Origin of the sequence: Mycobacteroides abscessus ATCC 19977, from assembly GCF_000069185.1 — a bacterium.
Classification (GTDB): Bacteria; Actinomycetota; Actinomycetes; order Mycobacteriales; family Mycobacteriaceae; genus Mycobacterium; species Mycobacterium abscessus.
In genome coordinates this window covers 3176824-3195071 of record NC_010397.1, presented here as the reverse complement: position 1 = coordinate 3195071, position 18248 = coordinate 3176824, and the positions used below count along the sequence as shown (strand labels likewise).

The 18248-nt window shown below is 64.9% G+C and carries 12 protein-coding genes; 7 read left to right on the top strand and 5 right to left on the bottom strand.

All coding sequences use genetic code 11. The features are described from left to right. The first annotated feature begins 370 nt into the window (after positions 1–370). Genes pks2 through MAB_RS15950 form a run of 3 tightly spaced genes read left to right on the top strand, consistent with a single transcriptional unit; the run spans position 371 to position 8763 of the window. Complete coding sequence (gene pks2 / locus MAB_RS15960) at positions 371–6652, top strand: sulfolipid-1 biosynthesis phthioceranic/hydroxyphthioceranic acid synthase (protein WP_005111620.1); 6282 nt, start codon at positions 371–373, stop codon at positions 6650–6652. 9 nt (positions 6653–6661) lie between these two features. Further along, positions 6662–8077: a condensation domain-containing protein gene (locus MAB_RS15955; RefSeq protein WP_005057073.1), complete on the top strand. Its 1416-nt coding sequence runs from the start codon at positions 6662–6664 to the stop codon at positions 8075–8077. A 2-nt stretch (positions 8078–8079) separates the two neighbouring features. Beyond that, complete coding sequence (locus tag MAB_RS15950; protein ID WP_005088284.1) at positions 8080–8763, top strand: GAP family protein; 684 nt, start codon at positions 8080–8082, stop codon at positions 8761–8763. 159 nt (positions 8764–8922) lie between these two features. Here MAB_RS15950 and MAB_RS15945 read toward each other — a convergent pair whose 3' ends face one another. Together MAB_RS15945 and MAB_RS15940 are read right to left on the bottom strand one after the other, a co-directional pair. Then, entirely contained in the window at positions 8923–9699 is a 777-nt protein-coding gene (locus MAB_RS15945; protein ID WP_005111618.1) for an energy-coupling factor transporter transmembrane component T family protein, read from the bottom strand. Further along, on the bottom strand, positions 9696–11654 hold the full coding sequence (locus MAB_RS15940; RefSeq protein WP_005111617.1) for an ATP-binding cassette domain-containing protein: 1959 nt from the start codon (positions 11652–11654) through the stop codon (positions 9696–9698). The genes MAB_RS15945 and MAB_RS15940 overlap by 4 nt, the downstream gene beginning before the upstream one ends. 76 nt (positions 11655–11730) lie before the next feature. On the opposite strand from MAB_RS15940, the gene cobA reads away from it, so the two are divergent. Further along, entirely contained in the window at positions 11731–12927 is a 1197-nt protein-coding gene (cobA, locus tag MAB_RS15935) for a uroporphyrinogen-III C-methyltransferase (protein WP_005088280.1), read from the top strand. Positions 12928–12966: 39 nt separating this feature from the next. Further along, the gene (locus MAB_RS15930; RefSeq protein ID WP_005093840.1) at positions 12967–14484 is read left to right on the top strand and encodes an MFS transporter; all 1518 of its coding nucleotides are present in this window, start codon (positions 12967–12969) and stop codon (positions 14482–14484) included. 3 nt (positions 14485–14487) lie between these two features. Here the strand turns inward: MAB_RS15930 and MAB_RS15925 are convergent, their stop codons facing one another. Continuing rightward, positions 14488–14847, bottom strand: a complete 360-nt coding sequence (locus MAB_RS15925) for a hypothetical protein (RefSeq protein WP_005081712.1) — start codon at positions 14845–14847, stop codon at positions 14488–14490. 115 nt (positions 14848–14962) lie between these two features. Here MAB_RS15925 and MAB_RS15920 point away from each other — a divergent pair, with 115 nt between their 5' ends. Both MAB_RS15920 and MAB_RS15915 read left to right on the top strand, forming a co-directional pair. After that, positions 14963–16705 carry a proline--tRNA ligase gene (locus tag MAB_RS15920; protein ID WP_005081714.1) on the top strand — a complete coding sequence of 581 codons (1743 nt, stop codon included), beginning with the start codon at positions 14963–14965 and terminating at the stop codon, positions 16703–16705. Further along, positions 16705–17193 carry an SRPBCC family protein gene (locus MAB_RS15915; RefSeq protein ID WP_005088271.1) on the top strand — a complete coding sequence of 163 codons (489 nt, stop codon included), beginning with the start codon at positions 16705–16707 and terminating at the stop codon, positions 17191–17193. Before MAB_RS15920 ends, MAB_RS15915 begins: the two co-directional genes overlap by 1 nt. Before the next feature lie 87 nt (positions 17194–17280). Here the strand turns inward: MAB_RS15915 and MAB_RS15910 are convergent, their stop codons facing one another. Together MAB_RS15910 and MAB_RS15905 are read right to left on the bottom strand one after the other, a co-directional pair. Further along, the gene (locus MAB_RS15910) at positions 17281–17754 is read right to left on the bottom strand and encodes a ferritin-like domain-containing protein (RefSeq protein ID WP_005093837.1); all 474 of its coding nucleotides are present in this window, start codon (positions 17752–17754) and stop codon (positions 17281–17283) included. Then, positions 17751–18221 carry a hypothetical protein gene (locus MAB_RS15905; protein WP_005081718.1) on the bottom strand — a complete coding sequence of 157 codons (471 nt, stop codon included), beginning with the start codon at positions 18219–18221 and terminating at the stop codon, positions 17751–17753. Before MAB_RS15905 ends, MAB_RS15910 begins: the two co-directional genes overlap by 4 nt. Between the last annotated feature and the right edge of the window lie 27 nt (positions 18222–18248).

Here is an 18248-nt window from a genome sequence, read left to right as displayed (position 1 = left end):
AACTGTGAGCGTTGGCCGAAGGAGTGAAATGTGCTCTTAGATAAGGCTTGAACTGGACCTTTGGGATGGTCTACAGTGATGCACTGGGCGTGGCAAACCGTCATATGGCTAATGGCGGATGGTCGGGGACAATTTATGAATTCCGTGTTTCCCGGCTATCAATGGGCTGTTAAAACGGGGCGGATTGAACGCATGGAAACGGCCCTTTTCCGATGTCGTGAGACGGCCGGCGGCGAGGCACTGTGATCCTGATCTCCCGAGTCGCGAATTCACTTCCTGCGCCCTATGTTTAGGTCTGTCGGGCTCTACTGCTAGTTATCTTCAGGTCTACTACCAGGCGATTGTCGGTGTGCGAGGAGGACGTAGCAAGATGAAAAACGCGTCTGTAACCCCAGTTGCAGTTATCGGGTTGGGGTGCCGGCTTCCGGGTGGGATCGAGTCACCCGAGCAGTTCTGGCAGGCATTGCTGCGGGGTGAGGATTTCATTACCGAGGTGCCCCCCGCGCGCTGGGACTTGACTGAGTATTACGACCCCGAGTCAGGCGTGCCGGGCAAGTCGCCCTCCAAGTGGGGGGCCTTCCTGGAGGACGTCGGTGGATTCGACGCGGACTTCTTCAGCATCAACGAGCGCGAGGCGGTCTCGATCGACCCGCAACACCGCGTATTACTTGAAACATCTTGGCAAGCAGTCGAACACGCTGGGATCGATCCGCGGGCGCTGGCCGGCTCGCAGACCGGTGTGTTCGTCGGGGTGACGCACAACGACTATCAGCTGGTAGCGGCGGACGCGGCGGATCTCGGTGGCCCCTATGGTTTTGCGGGTACGAACTTCTGCATGGCGTCGGGGCGTATCTCATATGCCTTAGGTGTGCACGGGCCGTCTCTGACGGTCGATGCCGGGTGCGCCGCCGGGCTGGCGACGGTGCATATGGGGTGCCAGAGCTTGGCCGCCGGCGAAAGCGACCTGGTGCTGGCCGGTGGCGTGAATCTGGTCTTGGAGCCGCGCAGGTACGTCGGTGCTTCACAGCAGCGCATGCTCTCTCCGACCGGACGCTGCCACACATTTACCGGGGAGGCCGACGGTTTCGTGATGTCGGAGGGCTGCGTCATGGTTCTGCTTAAGAGGCTGGACGACGCAGTGCGCGACGGGGACCGGATCTTGGCGGTCGTGCGGGGCACGGCATCAAATCAGGACGGGCGTACGGTCAATCAGTCGACTCCCTCCTCGGAAGCGCAGGCGGCCGCATGCCGCACGGCGCTGGCCGTCGCCGGTGTGGAAGCCGACACGGTCGGGCTGATCGAGGCCCATGGCACCGGAACGCCGGTGGGTGATCCCATCGAATACACCGGTCTGGCACAGGTGTATGGGGTCGATGGGCCCTGTGCGGTGGGATCGGTAAAAACCAACTTTGGGCACACCATGTCGGCGGCGGGCGCGCTCGGTCTGATGAAGATCGTTCTCGCGGTCGAACATGGCGTTGTTCCGCCGAACCTGCATTTCACGGGTATCCCCGACAAGCTTGCCCCTGTCAAGACGAACCTTTTCGTGCCGCAAACGGTTATTCCGTGGCCGGGTAAGGCGCAGGGCCCGCGGCGGGCCGGGGTGTCGGCATATGGGATGTCGGGTTCCAATGTTCATGCGGTGGTGGAACAAGCTCCGCCTGTCGAGTCGTCCACGCCGCCTGCGGTGGAGTCCCCGCTCGGGTCACAACTTATTTTCCCGGTTTCTTCGACTTCGGCGGAAGAATTGCGCCGTACCGCAGCCAGATTGGCCGATTGGGTAGCCGAGCGCCCGGAAGTGGCGCCGGGAGATGTGGGATACACGTTGGCTCGCCGGAGGGCCCACCGGTCGGTACGTACCGCGGTGGTGGCCGATGGCGCCGACGAGCTGATCGATGCGCTGCGCGGCGTTGCCGAGGGCGACGCCCCGTACCCGGCCGCTGTCGCGCAAGACGACCGCGGCCCGGTGTGGTTGTTCTCGGGTCAGGGGTCGCAATGGGCGGGCATGGGTGCTGAACTACTCGGTAAGGAACCGGTATTCGCCGAGACCATTGCTCGTCTTGAGCCGTTGATCCACGCCGAGTCGGGCTTCTCGGTCACCGACGCTATCTCGGCCCCGGAGACCGTCACCGGCATTGACCGTGTCCAGCCGACACTGTTCGCGATGCAGGTCTCGCTCGCGGCGACACTTGCCTCGTACGGTGTCAGGCCCGGGGCCGTCATCGGACATTCGATGGGTGAGGTCGCGGCTGCGGTTGTTTCCGAGGCCTTGTCGTTGGAAGACGGTGTCAAGGTCATCTGCCGTCGTTCTCAATTGATGTTGCGCATTTCGGGCGCCGGTGCCATGGCGTCCGTCGACCTGCCCGCTCAGCAGGTGGTCTCCGAACTGGCCGATCGAGATATCCATGACGTGGTGCTGGCCGTGGTGGCGTCGCCGCAGTCCACGGTTGTCGGCGGTGCCACGGAAACGGTTCGTCAGCTGATCGCCGAATGGTCCGATCGGGGTTTGATGGCCCGCGAGGTGGCGGTCGACGTGGCATCCCACTCACCGCAGGTCGATCCGATCCTGGACGATCTCGCCGACGCGCTCGAAGACCTCACGCCGCGGACACCCGTTGTCCCGCTGTACTCTTCGGTTTCCTTCGACCCGCGCGAACGGCCGATCATGGACGCCGACTACTGGGTGGACAATCTGCGTCACACGGTACGTTTCGCCGCTGCGGTGCAGGCGGCGCTGGACGACGGGTATCGGGTGTTCGGTGAGCTCGCTCCGCACCCGTTGCTGGTGTACCCGGCAGAACAGACCGCGCGTAGCCTCGATATCCCGATGGTGGCCCTGGCAGGTATGCGTCGTGAGCAGGAATTGCCGCACGGCTTGCGCGATTTCGTCGGTGACCTGTACACGGCCGGCGGGGCCGTGGACTTCTCGGTGCTCTATCCGACAGGCCAACTGGTTGATGTGCCGCTGCCCAGCTGGACGCGCCGGTCCTATCTGCTGGATCTGTCCGCACAGGCGCAGCAGGGCCACGGCACGCATACCGTTGCGGTCCACCCGTTGCTGGGCGCGCATGTACGGCTGGCCGAAGAACCCGAGCGGCACATCTGGCAGGCGGACGTAGGGACCGTGGGCCAGCCGTGGATCGCCGATCATCAGGTCCGGCACGTCGCGGTGTACCCGGGCGCGGCGTACTGCGAGATGGCGCTGTCGGCGGCGGCCGCTGTATTCGGTGAAGGCTCTGCGGTACAGAGTATTTCGTTTGAACAGTTGCTGACATTGGGGGAGTCGACGCCGATATCGGCGACGGCCACGGCGAAGTCCGCGGACATCCTCGAGTTCGTGGTGGAAACGCACGATGAGGGTGATGTCGTCAAGCGTGCGACTGCGGTCTTGGGCAATGGCGGTGATGTCGATATGCCGATCGCCTACGACCTGTCCGCCTTGCGTGCCGAGCACCCGCATCGCGAGTCCGGCGACGACCTGCGGGCGTCGTTCGATGAGAGAGGAGTCCAGTACGGCCCGGCCTTCCAGGGGCTGGCCGCGGCGTACCGCGGGGACGAGACCGTCAGATCGGTGCTGGCGGAGGTGACCTTGCCTCGTGATGTTCGCGCACAACAGGGCAGCTATATCGTGCATCCCGCACTGCTGGATGCGTGCTTCCAATCCGTCATCGCGTTGCCGGACGTCCAGGAAGCCAGCAAGGACGCGCTGCCGCTGCCCAAGGGCGTACGCAGTCTGCACGCCTATGAATCCGCACGCGCCACCCAGTACTGCTACACCAGAGTGACCAAGGTGGTCGGCAATGAGGTGGAAGCCGATATCGACTTGTTGGATGAGACGGGATCGGTGCTGATTGCCGTGCGAGGCTTCCGATTTGGCACCGGATCTTCCGATGACGAACAACGCGATCAGCTGCTGAACAACCGTCTGCTGGCGATCGAGTGGCAGCAGCAGCGGTTGCCGGAGTCGGTCTCGGGTGCCCCGCGCCGCTGGCTGCTGGTCAGCACCGGTGAGAGCGTTGATCCGTGGGCGGCCGAGCTGATCGATTCGCTCAAGGTACGCGAGAGTGAGGTGTCGCTGATCCAGTGGCGGCCGAACACCGATCGTGTTGCGGCGCTGAAGCTTCTGTATGACCAGCTGGAGTCCGGTACGTTCGACGGCGTGCTCGTGGTCACCGCGCCGGGCTCCGAGGGCGGTGCCGATCGGGTGGTCTTGCAGGGTGCCGATCAGGTGCGGCATCTGGTGCGGATAACCCGCGAATTGGTGGACCTGCCTGGTGAGCCGCCACGGCTGTTTGTGGTGACCCGCAACGCACAGACGGTGGTGGATGGCGATATCACCAACCTCGAACAGGCCGGATTGCGCGGTTTGGTGCGCGTCATCGGTGCCGAATACCCGCACCTGCGGGTGACCCACATCGATGTCGATAGACACACTGCCGCACAGAATGTGGCTGGCGAGTTGGTCTCGGGCTCGGAGGAAGACGAGACGGCCTGGCGTGAGGATCACTGGTACCGGGCGCGTCTGAACCTGGGTCCGCTCGGCCCCGACGATTGGCGCAGTACTGTCGCGACGCCGAATAACGAGGGTGTGCGCTTCGAGGTTCGGACCCCGGGTGATCTGCAGTCGCTTGGCTTCGTCGCTTTTGATCGGGTCGCCCCTGGGCCGGGACAGATCGAGGTCTCGGTGACGGCCACCAGCATCAACTTCGCCGATGTGCTGAACGTATACGGCAGGTACTCGAGTTTCGAAGGCCGACAGGAGCTTGGTGTCGATTTCGCCGGTGTGGTCACGGCCGTGGGCGAGGGAGTCACGCAGCATCAGGTCGGTGACCGGGTGGGTGGCATGACACCCACCGGTGCTTGGAGAAGCTTCGTCGTGGTCGATGCCAACCTCGCCGCCACACTCCCGGCCGAGGTGCCCGACCGGGAGGCCGCAGCGGTCCCGGGTGCTCATGTCACCGCGTGGTACGGGTTACACGAGCTCGCGAGGATCTCGGCGGGCGACAAGGTGCTGATCCATTCCGGGACCGGTGGTGTGGGACAGGCAGCGATTGCCATCGCACGTGCGGCCGGCGCGGAGATTTACGCCACCGCGGGCAGCCCGGAGCGGCGAGACCTGTTGCGCAGCTGGGGCATAAAGCATGTGTACGACTCTCGCAGCACGGACTTCGCCGAGCTGATCCGTCGCGACACCGATGGCTACGGTGTGGACATCGTGCTCAACTCGCTCACCGGCGCCGCACAGCGGGCCGGAGTGGAACTGCTGACCTTCGGTGGCCGCTTCATTGAGATCGGCAAGCGCGACATCTACGGCGACACCCGGCTGGGCCTGTTCCCCTTCCGGAGGAATCTGTCGTTCCACGCCGTCGATCTTGTCCTGGTGGCCAAGACGCGGCCGGAAGCGATCTACCGCACATTGACTGCCTTGTACGGGCAGATGGCCGAGGGGGTGCTGCCCCTGCCGGAGATCTCGCCGTCGCCGTTGCAGGAGGCCGCGGAGTCGATCCGGGTGATGGGAGCGGCAGGACATACCGGCAAGCTCGTCCTGGATCTGCCCAAGGCCGGTGAGGTGTCCGCGGTGATTCCGCCGTCGCATGCCCCGGCTTTCCGCAGGGACGGTGCCTACGTTGTCACCGGCGGCCTCGGCGGGCTGGGATTGTTTCTGGCGCGCAAACTGGCAGCGGCCGGGGTCGGGCGAATCATCCTCAACGGCCGTAGTGCTCCGAAGCCGGAGGCACTGGCAGCGATTGAACAGATCCGGCAGGGCGGCACCGAGATCGACGTGGCGTTGGGAGACATCGCCGAGCCGGACACAGCACAGCGTCTGGTCGCGGCCGCCACGGAGACCGGCAAGCCGGTGCGTGGTGTGCTGCACGCCGCGGCGCTGGTTCACGATGCCACGTTGGCGAACATCACCGATGAGCTGATCGATCGGGGTGACTGGCGACCCAAGGTGCATGGTGCCTGGAACCTGCACGAGGCCACCGCGGATCAGCCGCTGGATTGGTTCTGCTCGTTCTCGTCGATAGCGGCGCTGGTGGGCTCCCCGGGCCAAGGCGCGTATGCGGCCGCCAACAGTTGGCTGGACGGATTCACGCACTGGCGGCGCGCACAGGGGCTGCCTGCCACCGTCATCGCCTGGGGTGCCTGGTCGGAGATCGGGCAGGGCACTCATTTGGCGCAGAACGCGGAGGCCGCGATCCTCCCGGATGAAGGCGCCTATGCCTTCGACACCGTACTTCGGCACAACCGCGCCTACACCGCGTATGCGCCGATGGCCGGGATATCGTGGCTGGCGGACTTCGTGGAGCGCAGTCCGTTCGCGCAGGCCTTCCGCGATGCAGGCCAAAATCAAACGGAGACCAACAAATTCCTCGATGAGCTGCGGGCCTTGCCGCGCGAGGAGTGGCCTACCCGGCTCCGGAAGCTGGTCGCCGAGCAGGTGGGTTTGGTGTTGCGCCGTTCGATCGATCCGGACCGTTCCCTCCCGGATTACGGCCTGGATTCGTTGGGCAATCTTGAAATTCGTACTCGTATCCAGGCGGACACCGGCGTCCGCATCGGTCCGGCCGATGTGTCTACCGTGCGTTCTTTGGCAGCGCACATCTACGACAGATTGGCCGAGCAGGAATCCGAAGTCGCGTCGTCCTAAGGGGAAACAATGCGTGGTGGACCAGTAACAGTTTCGCTGACCGACAAGTGGGAGCCGACCGCCGGATCGGTGATCACTTGGCAGCCTTCGCCGGCGTCGTACGCGAAAGCGCTTGAGGCGCCTGTCAGTGACGTACCGCCGAGCTTCATGCAGGTGCAGCATCTACGAACATACCTGCGACAGGCGGCCAAGGGCCTCGACTTCTCGCGGGTGCTCGTCTTCACCCTGGACATGCCGGGCCGATGCGATAAGCGTGCGATGGGTCACGTGATCAACGCGCATCTGCGACGGCACGACACCTACCGCAGCTGGTTCTCGCTTGATGATGAGCAGAACATCGTGCGACGGACGATGGCCGATCCGGCGGATGTGGAGTTCGTTCAGGTCAAGCTCGGTGAGATGACGTCCGACGAGGTGCGGGAATTGGTGGTTTCGGAGACTCCCGATCCCTTCCGGTGGGATTGCTTCCGCTTCGGGATCGTCCAGAGTTCAGGACATTTCACTTTCTACTTCAGTGTCGATCACCTGCATCTGGACGCCACCTTTGCCCGTTTGCTGATCATGGAGATCCTCATGGGATACAAGGCGCTGGTTCAGGGTGGCGCGCCCATCGAGCTCCCGCCCGCAGGCAGTTACGGCGATTACTGCATCCGGCAGCACGAGTTCCTATCAGGCCTGACGCCTGATTCCGAACCCGTCCGCGAGTGGACTCAGTTCGCCGAGAACAACCGTGGCAGTCTGCCGGACTTCCCCCTGCCGCTGGGCGATCACGGTGTGCAGTGCGGCACCGCGATCGTCACCGAGCAGCTGCTGGACGAGCAGCAGGCGCTGAAGTTCGAGTCCCTGTGTGTGGATGCGGGAGCGCGGTTCATCGGCGGCGTGATGGCGGCGCTCGGCTTCGCCGAGCGCGAATTGACCGGTACCGATACCTATTACGGGATCACCCCGAGTGATGCTCGTGAGGAAGCCGACATGTTCACGACGGGGTGGTTCACGGGTCTGGTCCCGATTACCGCACCGGTTGACGGGACCTTCGCGGCTGCCGCGGTCGCGGCACAGGAATCCTTCGATCGGGGCAGACAGCTGGTCAACGTCCCGTTCTACCGAGTGCTGGAATTGGTGCCGCAGCTGAGCTGGCCGCGGCCGTACCACCCGATGATCAACTTCTTCGACGGTGGCGCTCCGCCGCTGTCGCAGTTGTTCACCAACCCGCTGTTGGTCAGCAATCCCATCGGTCTCTACGCGGAAAGCAAGTCGGTGTATCAGCTGACCATCTTTATCTCGCGGTTCCCGACCGAGACCACGCTGATGATCGCGTACCCCGACAATCCCGTTGCGCGGGAGTCGATCACCCGCTACGTAGACCTGGTGAAGTCGACGTTCGCGCGGGTCTGCGAACAGAATGACGTTGTGCCTGCGCGGTAGTCATGTGGACCATCGTGCTGCTGATGGCCATTGGCGTGAGTGTTGAACCCACTCGGCTGGGCCTAACGGTTCTGATGCTGAACCGGCCGCGACCGTTGTTGCAGCTGTTTGTGTTCCTGTGCGGGGCCTTCGCGATGGGGCTCAGCCTAGGTCTGACACTGCTGTTTGTGCTGCGGGTTTCGCCGGTGGGGAAGGCGGATGTTTCCGGTCCGTATATCCAAATCGGACTCGGGGTGCTTGCGTTGTTGGTGGCCGCGGTACTGGCGGTGACGGCGTCGGGTAGCCGGCCTCCTGCGGCGCCGCGCACCACTACGGGTTTCGCGGGCAAGCTTGCGACGCGGGTACGAGGTTTTCTGCAGAACAACTCGCTATGGGTCGCGGGAGTGAGCGGTTTGGGAATTGCGTTGCCGTCGGCGGACTTTCTGGCGGTGATCGCACTCATCCACGCCTCCGGAGAGACGCAGCCGGTCCAGTCGATGGCGCTGCTCTTCTTCAACGTGGTGGCTTTCTCGATGGTGGGGTTGCCACTGCTGAGCTATGCGGCGATGCCGGGCCGGACGTACCAGATGGTGTCGGCACTACACACCTGGGTTCGATCGCGGCGGCGAATCGACGTTGCCGGAATCGTCGCGGTCCTCGGATTGATCCTGCTCACTCTGGGAATCTTCGGCATCCTGCGTGCGTAACACCGCTGAGTTCCAGGTGTGGTGGGGGGTATCCATTGGGTGGTGCCGTTGGGGTGTTTTCGGGTGGTCCAGCCCTGGTTGAGGAGGCGGTGGTGGGGGCGCAGGCGAGGGTGAGGTTGCCGATGTCGGTATTGGGGCAGAAGAGATTTAGCCACCGCGTCAGCCCAGCACCACCGCGAGCGTCACCACGCCGACGAGCACCGCCGCAGCGATGGCATCGCGCCAGCCCGGATAGACGGTGTGCGCGGAGATGCGCCCGGCGCCACCCCGCGCGGTGATGGCGTCACCCATCTCGGTTGCGCGCCGCAGCGATACCACCATCGCGGCTGTGCACAGATCGACGACTTCCGCACGCCGGGACGGCTTCTCCGGCGCAGGTGGCTGGAGTCTGCGGGCGGCCGCCAACAGCCGGAACTCCTCGGAGAGCATCGGAAACATGCGGAACGCCAAGGAAATGGTGACTGCCCAGTCGTCGACGGGCACCCGCAGTACGCGCAGTGGCCGACATAAAAGTGCAACCGCTGGAGCGATATCGGCGACCTGGGTGGTCCACGAGATCACCGCGCCAAGGCCGATCAAGACAAGCCCCAGCGACGTAACGCGGAGAAAGTCCAGGAAGCCGCCCACGCCGATGGTGGCAGGGCCGAGCTTCAGCTCGGGGGCGCCTCCGTTGACGATGGTGAACAAACTGCCCGCCACCACGAGCAACCAGACCCACCGCGGAACGGACGGGATGCACCTGGGGGAGATCCCGGCCAGACCGGCGGTTACCAGGATGAGCAGTGCGACGAGCCCGATCGCGGGCCAGGACGGCGTGATGGTCAGCAGCACCGATATCGCCAGCACGGCGAGGAGTTTGGTGCCGGCCCACAGCGCGTGGATCGGTGATGGTCCGGGAACCGGCCGCATCAGCATCAACGGGCGTCGCTGACTCATCCGGCGGTCACCAACTCACCCTGCTCCAGACGGATTGTGCGCGGACACAGTGGAGACAGACTGTCGGTATCGTGGGAGATCACGATCACGGCCTGCCCGCCGTTGCGGATACGTATCAGCAGATCGATGAGGTCGGCCTGGGCGTCCACATCCAGGCCCGCAAGAGGCTCGTCGAGAATCAGCAAACGCGGCGAGCGGGCCAGCAGCCCGGCCAGCGCGACGCGCCGCAACTGGCCGCCGCTAAGCCTGTCGATCAGTACCCCGCCAATCGCTGGATCCAGACTGACCGAAGCCAGCGCGCGATCGATGCTGTCGGTGTCGGCGGCGGAATATCCGGCCAACGCCGCCACCGCCGCCCCGGCGTGTCCGCGCAGCAGCTGCAACCGTGCCGCCTGGAAGCACAATGCAACGGCACCAACCTGTTCGGCAGTGGGCCGGCCGTCGAGAAGACACTGACCCGCCGAGGGGTCCAGTAGCCCCGCCATGATCCACGCCAGGGTGGACTTGCCCGAGCCATTGCCGCCGCACAGCAGTATCCCGTCACCGGAGTCGACTCGGAAGGAAACATCCCGTAGCACCGGCTGCGACCATGGCGTGCCCACCGCGTAGTCGAACGAGACGCTCCGCACATCGAGAATCGTTTCTTTGCTTGGGGATTCGGCGGGGGATGGTGGCTCAGCAGGCGGGCGGACAGCTATGCCTCCCAGTGCCACCACTCGGTCGGCGGCATCCGCCTCTTGCGGATAGTGAGTGATATGCACGAGCCCCAGACGGTGGTGGGTGGTGAGCCCGTCGAGCACATTGATGAGTGTCTGGCGTCCGTCGTGGTCGACCATGGTGGTGACCTCGTCGGCGATCAAGAGCGCAGGTTCCCGGGCAAGTGCCGAGGCGACGGCCAGCCGCTGCAACTCACCACCAGACAGGCCCGCGGTGTCACGACCGGCCATGCCGCTCAAGCCGACTTCGGTGAGCAGGCCTTCGATGTCGATGTCGCGGTCAGGCGGCAACCCCCACACGATGTCGTCCCCCACGCGCAGACCGAGCACTTGGCTTTCCGGGTGCTGCAACACCAATGCGGTCCCGCCCACCTGGCCCAAGCCCACCCCTGCGGGGCGCTCGACGCTACCGGTAGTGGGAGGAACGCCCGCCAAGATGCGCATGAGGGTCGACTTGCCGGTGCCGTTGGCGCCGGTCACCGCGATGTGTTCACCGACATCGACCCGCATCGTCACCGGCGCCAGCGCATCGCGCTCCGCTCCGGCGTATCGATAGCCGACATCGGTGAGAACCGTCGGTAGCGGGCCGGGCGCAGTGCTTTCGTGTGGAGCGGGCAGCGTGCCCACCGATGCCAGGTCGGTGACTTCTTCGAGCCGTCTGAGTACGGGCGTCAGCACCCGCCACCCGAATGACGTCCCGAAGATGACGATCAGCCACACCGAGACTCCAAAGAACCACGGCCAATGCACAAGCCAGCCGGCGACGGCATGGTCCAGGCCCGCCGCACCCCGTCCGAGAACCGGAACTCCCTGCAGCAGCGTCGCGAACCCGCCGACATTGGCAGCCACGGCGCCCAGCACCACCTCGCGCAAATTTCGCAGGGCGGCGAACACCCCAACACAGAATGTCGAAACCAGCACGCCCCACAGCGCGGCGACTGTGAACATCGTTGCGGCACCGCGACTGCGGCGTCTCACCTGACCCGATATCGCGCCCATGTACGCGCACGTCAATGCCGACACCAGGCCACCGAAGCCCGCGATAAGAAAGCTGATGAGACCGGCGGCAACACACGCGGCCAACGCCACGCGGATGCGATGCCGGTAACACAGCACTCCCATCGGTACCGCCCCGAGCCAGGCGAACACCACCGCGCCCGGTAGCACGATGGAGACGACGGCGATGGCGCCCATGAGGGCAGCAGTCATCGCGGCCTGGGCCAACTCCGCTGGTTGCATGCGATGGGATTGCACTGGGACCGATTAGAGCATGGCTAACCCAGCCCCGCGATCTGCGTCCACGTAAACTCGCGCGGTGACTCATGACGCCTACCTCGTCGGCCTCCGCCTTGCCGGACGCAAGGTTGTAGTCGTCGGCGCCGGATCTGTCGCGCAGCGGCGTCTCGGCCTGTTGATCGCCAGCGGAGCCGATGTCCACGTGATCGCGCCGCACGCGACCCCGGCCGTCGAAGGCATGGCCTCGATCAATCTCCAGCTGCGGCCCTATCAGGACGGTGACCTGGACGGAGCCTGGTACGCGATCGCCTGCACCGACGACCCAGCCGTCAATGCCGCCGTCGTGGACGAAGCGGAACGGCGGCACATCTTCTGTGTGCGGGCCGACTCGGCGCGAGACGGTACTGCTGTCACTCCCGCGTCCTTCAACCACGATGGCATTGCCGTGGGCGTTTTGACCGGTGGCCAGCACAAACGGTCGGCAGCGCTACGTTCAGCGATCCATGAAGCGCTGCAACGCGGCTTGATTACCGAGACCGCGGACGTCAAACCCGAAGGCGTCGCGCTTGTCGGCGGGGGACCGGGTGATCCTGATCTCATTACCGTCCGCGGACGCAGACTCCTTGCACAGGCCGACGTGGTCGTCGCCGATCGGCTCGCCCCCGCCGAACTACTCGCCGATCTGGGACCTCATGTCGAGGTCATCGACGCGGCGAAGATCCCGTACGGGCGCGCGATGGCGCAGCAGGAGATCAACCGAGTGCTTATCGAACGCGCCCAAGAAGGCAAGTTCGTCGTGCGCCTGAAGGGCGGAGACCCGTTCGTCTTCGCTCGCGGCTACGAAGAAGTGCTGGCGTGCGCCGAGGCCGGTGTGCAGGTGACCGTCGTGCCCGGCGTGACCAGCGCGATCTCCGTTCCTGCGGCGGCCGGTGTGCCCGTCACTCATCGCGCCGTGAACCACGAGTTCGTTGTCGTCAGCGGACACGTAGCCCCCGGCCACCCGGAATCGTTAGTCAATTGGGATGCGCTTGCTGCCTTGAACGGCACCATCGTGTTGCTGATGGCTGTCGAGCGCATCGAGCAGTTCGCGAGGGTGCTCATTGAAGGGGGCCGACCTGCGCATACCCCGGTATTGGTGGTTCAACACGGCACCACCGACGAGCAACGTGTGTTGCGTGCCGACCTCGCGACCGCGCCAGAACGCATTCGCTCGCAGGGCATCAGACCGCCGGCAATCATCGTCATCGGGCCTGTCGCTGCTTACGGCGCCTTCTGATCTCTAAAGCGACGTTAAGAGGACGGTAAGGTGTCCTCCATGTCTGGCCTCAGCGTCGAGCAGCTCACTCAAAAGGCGCGCGAATTTCTGCCATCCCGGCACTACCTGTATGCCGTCATCGCGATCGCCGGTATGCAGTTCCTGGCCACCATGGACGGCACCATCGCGGTGGTCACGCTGCCCAAGATTCAGGCCGAGTTGCACCTCAATGACGCCACCCGCAGCTGGGTGATCACCGCGTACATGTTGTCCTTCGGCGGGCTGATGCTGCTCGGCGGCCGCCTGGGTGACACCTTCGGCCGCAAGCGGGTCTTCATCGGCGGCATTACGTTGTTCACCCTCGCCTCCATCGGGGTGGGCCTCGCGCAAGAGGACATCGGTCTGGCGATTTTCCGCCTCATCCAGGGTGTGGGTGCGGCCGTCGCCTCGCCCACGGCGCTGGCCCTGATTGCGACCACCTTTCCCAAGGGTCCGCTGCGTACTGCCGCCGTGGGAGTTTTCGGGGCCATGACGGGGGTGGGCTCGATCGCCGGGCTGATTGTCGGCGGTGCACTGGCCGAGGTGTCCTGGCGCCTGGCCTTCCTCATCAACGTGCCGGCGGGTGCCCTGATGATCTATCTGGCCGTGCGGTCACTGACCGAGACCGAACGCGAGCCGATGAAGCTGGATGTGGCGGGTTCGGTGCTTGCCACGCTGGGCTGTACGGCGGCGGTGTTCGGATTCACCCAGGGGCCCGACCGCGGTTGGGATTCGCCGTACACGATCGTGTCGCTGATCGCTGCCGCCGCGCTGCTGATCGCCTTCCTATTTGTGGAACGCACCGCAGAGAACCCGGTGTTGCCGTTCAGTCTGTTTACCGATCGCAACCGGGTCGCGACATTTGCGGCGATCTTCATGGCGGGCGGGGTGCTCTTCACTCTCACCATCACCATCGGCCTGTACATGCAGGATCTGATGAAGTACAGCCCGCTGCGGACTGGAATCGCGGCCATTCCTTTCGTGGTCGGCATGGGTATCGGCCTGGGCTTATCGTCACAACTCGTCACGCGGCTGGCGCCGCGGGTGCTGATCCTGTGTGGTGGCGTGGTCGTGTTCGGCGCCATGCTCTACGGCTCGACCATCGACCGGACCATCGCGTACTTCCCGGATTTCGCGACGGCCATCTTCGTCGGTGGAATCGGTATCGGGACCATCGTGGTGCCGGTTATCTTGTCGGCGATCACCGGCGTCGATGCCGACCGCATCGGCCCGCTATCCGCCATTTCGCTCATGCTGCAAAACCTGGGCGGGCCAATCGTTCTGGTGATCATCCAAGCGATCATCACGTCGCGGACGCTCTATCTCGGTGGCGCCACGGGCCCGGTGCAGAACATGAACCGGGACCAGCTGCACGCCCTTGACCACGGCTACACCTACGGCATGCTGTGGATTGCCGGAACGGCCGTCCTGGTGGGTGTGGCGGCGTTGTTCATCACCTACAGCGCGGCCGACATCGCCCACGCTCAGAAGGCGCAGGCCGCGCACGACCAGGGTCTGGACGAGGACGAGCTCGAATAGGCCCTAGCAGTCCTGCGGGGTGTAATCGCCGGCGCGAAAGAGCAGTCCATTGGTGACGGGTATGCCGTCATTCACGGTGATGTGGCAGGACATTCGAAAGACGCTGGGTGGGCCGGCCGGAGTGACGCGCAATATGGGTCGGGCCCCGTCGAGCTTCACGGTGCGCTCCCAGTAATACCCGGCGAACGTGTGCCCGGATTCTTCGCGTAGCTGGCCGCCATCCTGAAACTGGACGGTGAAGTCAGCGTTGCCGATTCCGATGGCCGACAACGAGTATTTGACGGTGGCCGGCGCCGCCTCGGCCGGCACCGCGAATCCCAGACCAAGCACTGTCACCGCCGGAATGACTGTCCACGCACGCATGTGTGTGATGCTAGCCGGAGGCCACGGCGGCACGCCGATATGCTGTGCAACCGTAACTGACGGTCTTCGCCCGAGAGGCTCAACGAAACATGGTCTTCGCCCGAGAGGCTCATCAATGATTACCCGGCTCTCCGAGCTTTTCGTACGTACGCTGCGCGACGATCCGGCCGACGCCGAGGTTCCCAGCCACAAGCTGTTGATCCGCGCGGGATACGTGCGCCCCGTCGCACCCGGCGTGTACAGCTGGCTGCCGCTCGGGCTGCGGGTGCTGCGCAAGATCGAGAACATCGTTCGCGAAGAGATGAATGCCATTGGTGGCCAAGAGATTCTGCTGCCTGCCCTGCTGCCGCGCGCGCCCTACGAGACCACGAACCGGTGGACCGAGTACGGGGATTCGCTGTTCCGGCTCAAGGACCGCCGCGACAACGACATGATGTTGGGCCCAACCCACGAGGAGCTGTTCGCGCTCACGGTCAAAGGGGAGTACAGCTCCTACAAGGATTTTCCGGTCATCCTCTACCAAGTACAGACCAAGTACCGGGACGAGGCGCGGCCGCGGGCGGGCATCCTGCGTGGCCGAGAATTCGTGATGAAGGACTCGTATTCCTTTGACACCTCCGATGACGGGCTCAAGGCGGCTTACCACGCCCACCGCGATGCCTACCAACGGATCTTCGGTCGGCTCGGCCTGGACTACGTGATCGTGGCAGCCACCTCCGGTGCCATGGGTGGTAGCGCTTCTGAGGAATTCCTCGCCGAAAGCCCCACCGGAGAAGACACTTTCGTGCGGTGCGTGGAGTCGGGGTACGCGGCCAACGTCGAGGCGGTTATCACGCCCGCGCCGCCGGCCCGGCCCATCGAAGGACTGGCCGAGGCCGTCGTACACGAAACCGGTGATACCCCAACCATCGCCACCCTGGTGGATTGGGCCAACTCCGCCGGTCTCGGCAGAACCGTGACCGCCGCCGACACCCTCAAGAACATTCTGCTCAAGGTGCGTCAGCCGGGCGGAGACTGGGAGCTGCTGGCCGTCGGCGTGCCCGGCGACCGTGAGGTCGACGACAAGCGTCTCGGAGCGGCGCTCGAGCCCGCGGAGTATGAGCTGCTCGGCGATGCGGATTTTGCCAAGTATCCATTTTTGGTGCGCGGTTACATCGGGCCGAAGGCCTTGTTGGCCAACGGTGTCCGATACCTCGTCGATCCGCGGGTGGTGGAGGGCACCAGCTGGATCACCGGCGCCGACGAGCCGGGCAAGCATGTGGTTGACCTCGTGGCCGGTCGCGACTTCACCGCGGACGGCACCATCGAGGCCGCCGAGGTGCGTGACGGCGACCCCTCGCCCGACGGTGCTGGGCAGCTGGTGTCGGCCCGCGGCATCGAGATCGGCCATATCTTCCAATTGGGCCGCAAGTACACGGATGCGTTCACTGTCGACGTGCTCGGTGAGAATGGCAAGCCGGTGCGGCTGACCCAGGGCTCCTACGGTATCGGGGTGTCCCGGTTGGTGGCCGTGGTCGCCGAACAGCAGCATGACGAGCTGGGGCTGCGGTGGCCCTCGGCGGTGTCACCATTCGACGTGCACGTGGTGATCGCCAACAAGGACGACGCCGCACGTGCGGGGGCCGAGGAGCTGGCCGCCGAACTGGACCGGTTGGGCCACGAGGTGCTGCTCGATGATCGCACCGCCTCGCCAGGAGTGAAGTTCAAGGACGCCGAGCTGCTGGGTGTGCCTTGGATTGTGGTGATCGGTCGGGGCTGGGCAGACGGAACCATCGAACTGCGCAACCGATTCACCGGGGAGACGCAGCCCATCGCGGTGACCGACGCCGTGGCGTCCGTCACACAAGCGATAGGGTAATGGTCATGCCGTCTTTCAAGCTCGAGCCGCTGGTCGAGAGTGATTTCAACACAAGCGATTTCGTGTATACGTTCTCCACGCCGCTGCCCAAGGACGCGGCAACGGTGTGGGCCGAACTCAATGGGGAAAGCCCGCTGCACTGGTGTAAAGCCATCAACCAGATCGGCTGGACATCACCGGAGCCGCGCGGAGTGGGTTCCACCCGCACCGCCAAGCTCGCCCTGCCGGGCGCGGCCGTCAACGAGCGGTTCATCGTGTGGGAGGAGAGCCCGGAGCGATACCGCAACGCATTCACCGTCGAGACGGCGACCTTCCCCGGTACCAAGCGGTTCGGTGAGCTCTACGAAGTGGTCGGCACCGCGACCGGCTCGCTGTTCACCTGGAGTTTCTTCATCGAGCCTTCGCTCGGATTCACCCGCCACCTCAAGCCGGTGATCCGTCGCGGGCTGTCCGGTTTGATCACCGACACCCAGAAGCACTTCGCCTAGCGACGCCCTCCCCACCGACACGCCGTTTTGTGTGCTGTTGTGCGAGTGAAGCGCGCACAACACGGCGTGTCGGGGTAAGGGGATGGGTCAGGCCTTCTCGGTTCCGCCTGGGAACGCGACGCTCGCCGGAGCGATGTCGCCGGCCACCCGCCACCGTGCCGCGCGAATCGCGCTCTCGGTCAGCATGCGCACCGCGAATCTACGATCGTCGGCGCTGTCGGCCTGCTCGGCGACGGCACGCCAGCACGCCGCGGTATCGGTCTCGACCTGCAACGCCAGCTTGATGGCGTCGGCCGGGGTGCTCACCGGGAACGGAACCTTGTAACCGGCGGCGGCCACGGGTGCGGTGACCGAGCGACCGCGCAGCGTGGCGATGCACTCCTCGCGGCACTGGCGGTGTTCGACCAGGCATTCGGTCACCAGCCAGTTGTTGTCGGGCACCGAATGCGCCGACACCAGGCCGTAGGAGTAGATGGCCGCGTGCTCGTTGGCCAGGGCATTGGCCAAGGCGGTGTCGTCGGCGGACGAGGCCGGCTGTGGCGTGGGCTCGGTCGTTGTCATGGCAGATCCACCTCGGCCGCGCAGGAGCAGGCCGCGCTGATAGAGGCCAGCAGTCCGGCACGGTATCCGCTTTGCTTGGCCGCCAGGTCGGTTGCTGCGCGTGCGGAGTCCTTGAGCTGGTTTTTGACCTGGTCGGCCGATGGCGGGGCGACTGGCGCTGTGGTGGTGCTCGGGGTGGAGCGGACGGTCGCTGCGGCGCCGGGGATGCGTTTGAGCTCTTTGGCCAGTGCCGCCACATGGGCACTGCGGATACCGGCGATCGTATTCAGCGCCGGTGCCAGCTCGACGTTGGCGGTTGCCGCCGCGGTAGCGGAGGCGGCGTCCCGGACCGCCAAGTCGATCTGCGCTTGGAGGGCGTCCTCCTCGGGTTTGGTATCAGGTGTCTGCTGGCACGCGGCGGCCACGGCGGTGACGCCGAGGGCGGCACCGCCGATCAACAGGTCGCGGCGCGACAGGCTTCTGAGCATTCGCCCATCCTGCCAGTGCGCGCGGTT

Bases quoted from the DNA above. Each gene is read 5' to 3' on its own strand.
- MAB_RS15905 (WP_005081718.1), bottom strand. From the start codon at position 18,221: ATGCTCAGAAGCCTGTCGCGCCGCGACCTGTTGATCGGCGGTGCCGCC.
- pks2 (WP_005111620.1), top strand. From the start codon at position 371: ATGAAAAACGCGTCTGTAACCCCAGTTGCAGTTATCGGGTTGGGGTGC.
- MAB_RS15915 (WP_005088271.1), top strand. From the start codon at position 16,705: ATGGTCATGCCGTCTTTCAAGCTCGAGCCGCTGGTCGAGAGTGATTTC.
- MAB_RS15955 (WP_005057073.1), top strand. From the start codon at position 6,662: ATGCGTGGTGGACCAGTAACAGTTTCGCTGACCGACAAGTGGGAGCCG.
- MAB_RS15925 (WP_005081712.1), bottom strand. From the start codon at position 14,847: ATGCGTGCGTGGACAGTCATTCCGGCGGTGACAGTGCTTGGTCTGGGA.
- MAB_RS15920 (WP_005081714.1), top strand. From the start codon at position 14,963: ATGATTACCCGGCTCTCCGAGCTTTTCGTACGTACGCTGCGCGACGAT.
- MAB_RS15930 (WP_005093840.1), top strand. From the start codon at position 12,967: ATGTCTGGCCTCAGCGTCGAGCAGCTCACTCAAAAGGCGCGCGAATTT.
- MAB_RS15950 (WP_005088284.1), top strand. From the start codon at position 8,080: ATGTGGACCATCGTGCTGCTGATGGCCATTGGCGTGAGTGTTGAACCC.
- MAB_RS15940 (WP_005111617.1), bottom strand. From the start codon at position 11,654: ATGCAACCAGCGGAGTTGGCCCAGGCCGCGATGACTGCTGCCCTCATG.
- MAB_RS15910 (WP_005093837.1), bottom strand. From the start codon at position 17,754: ATGACAACGACCGAGCCCACGCCACAGCCGGCCTCGTCCGCCGACGAC.
- MAB_RS15945 (WP_005111618.1), bottom strand. From the start codon at position 9,699: ATGAGTCAGCGACGCCCGTTGATGCTGATGCGGCCGGTTCCCGGACCA.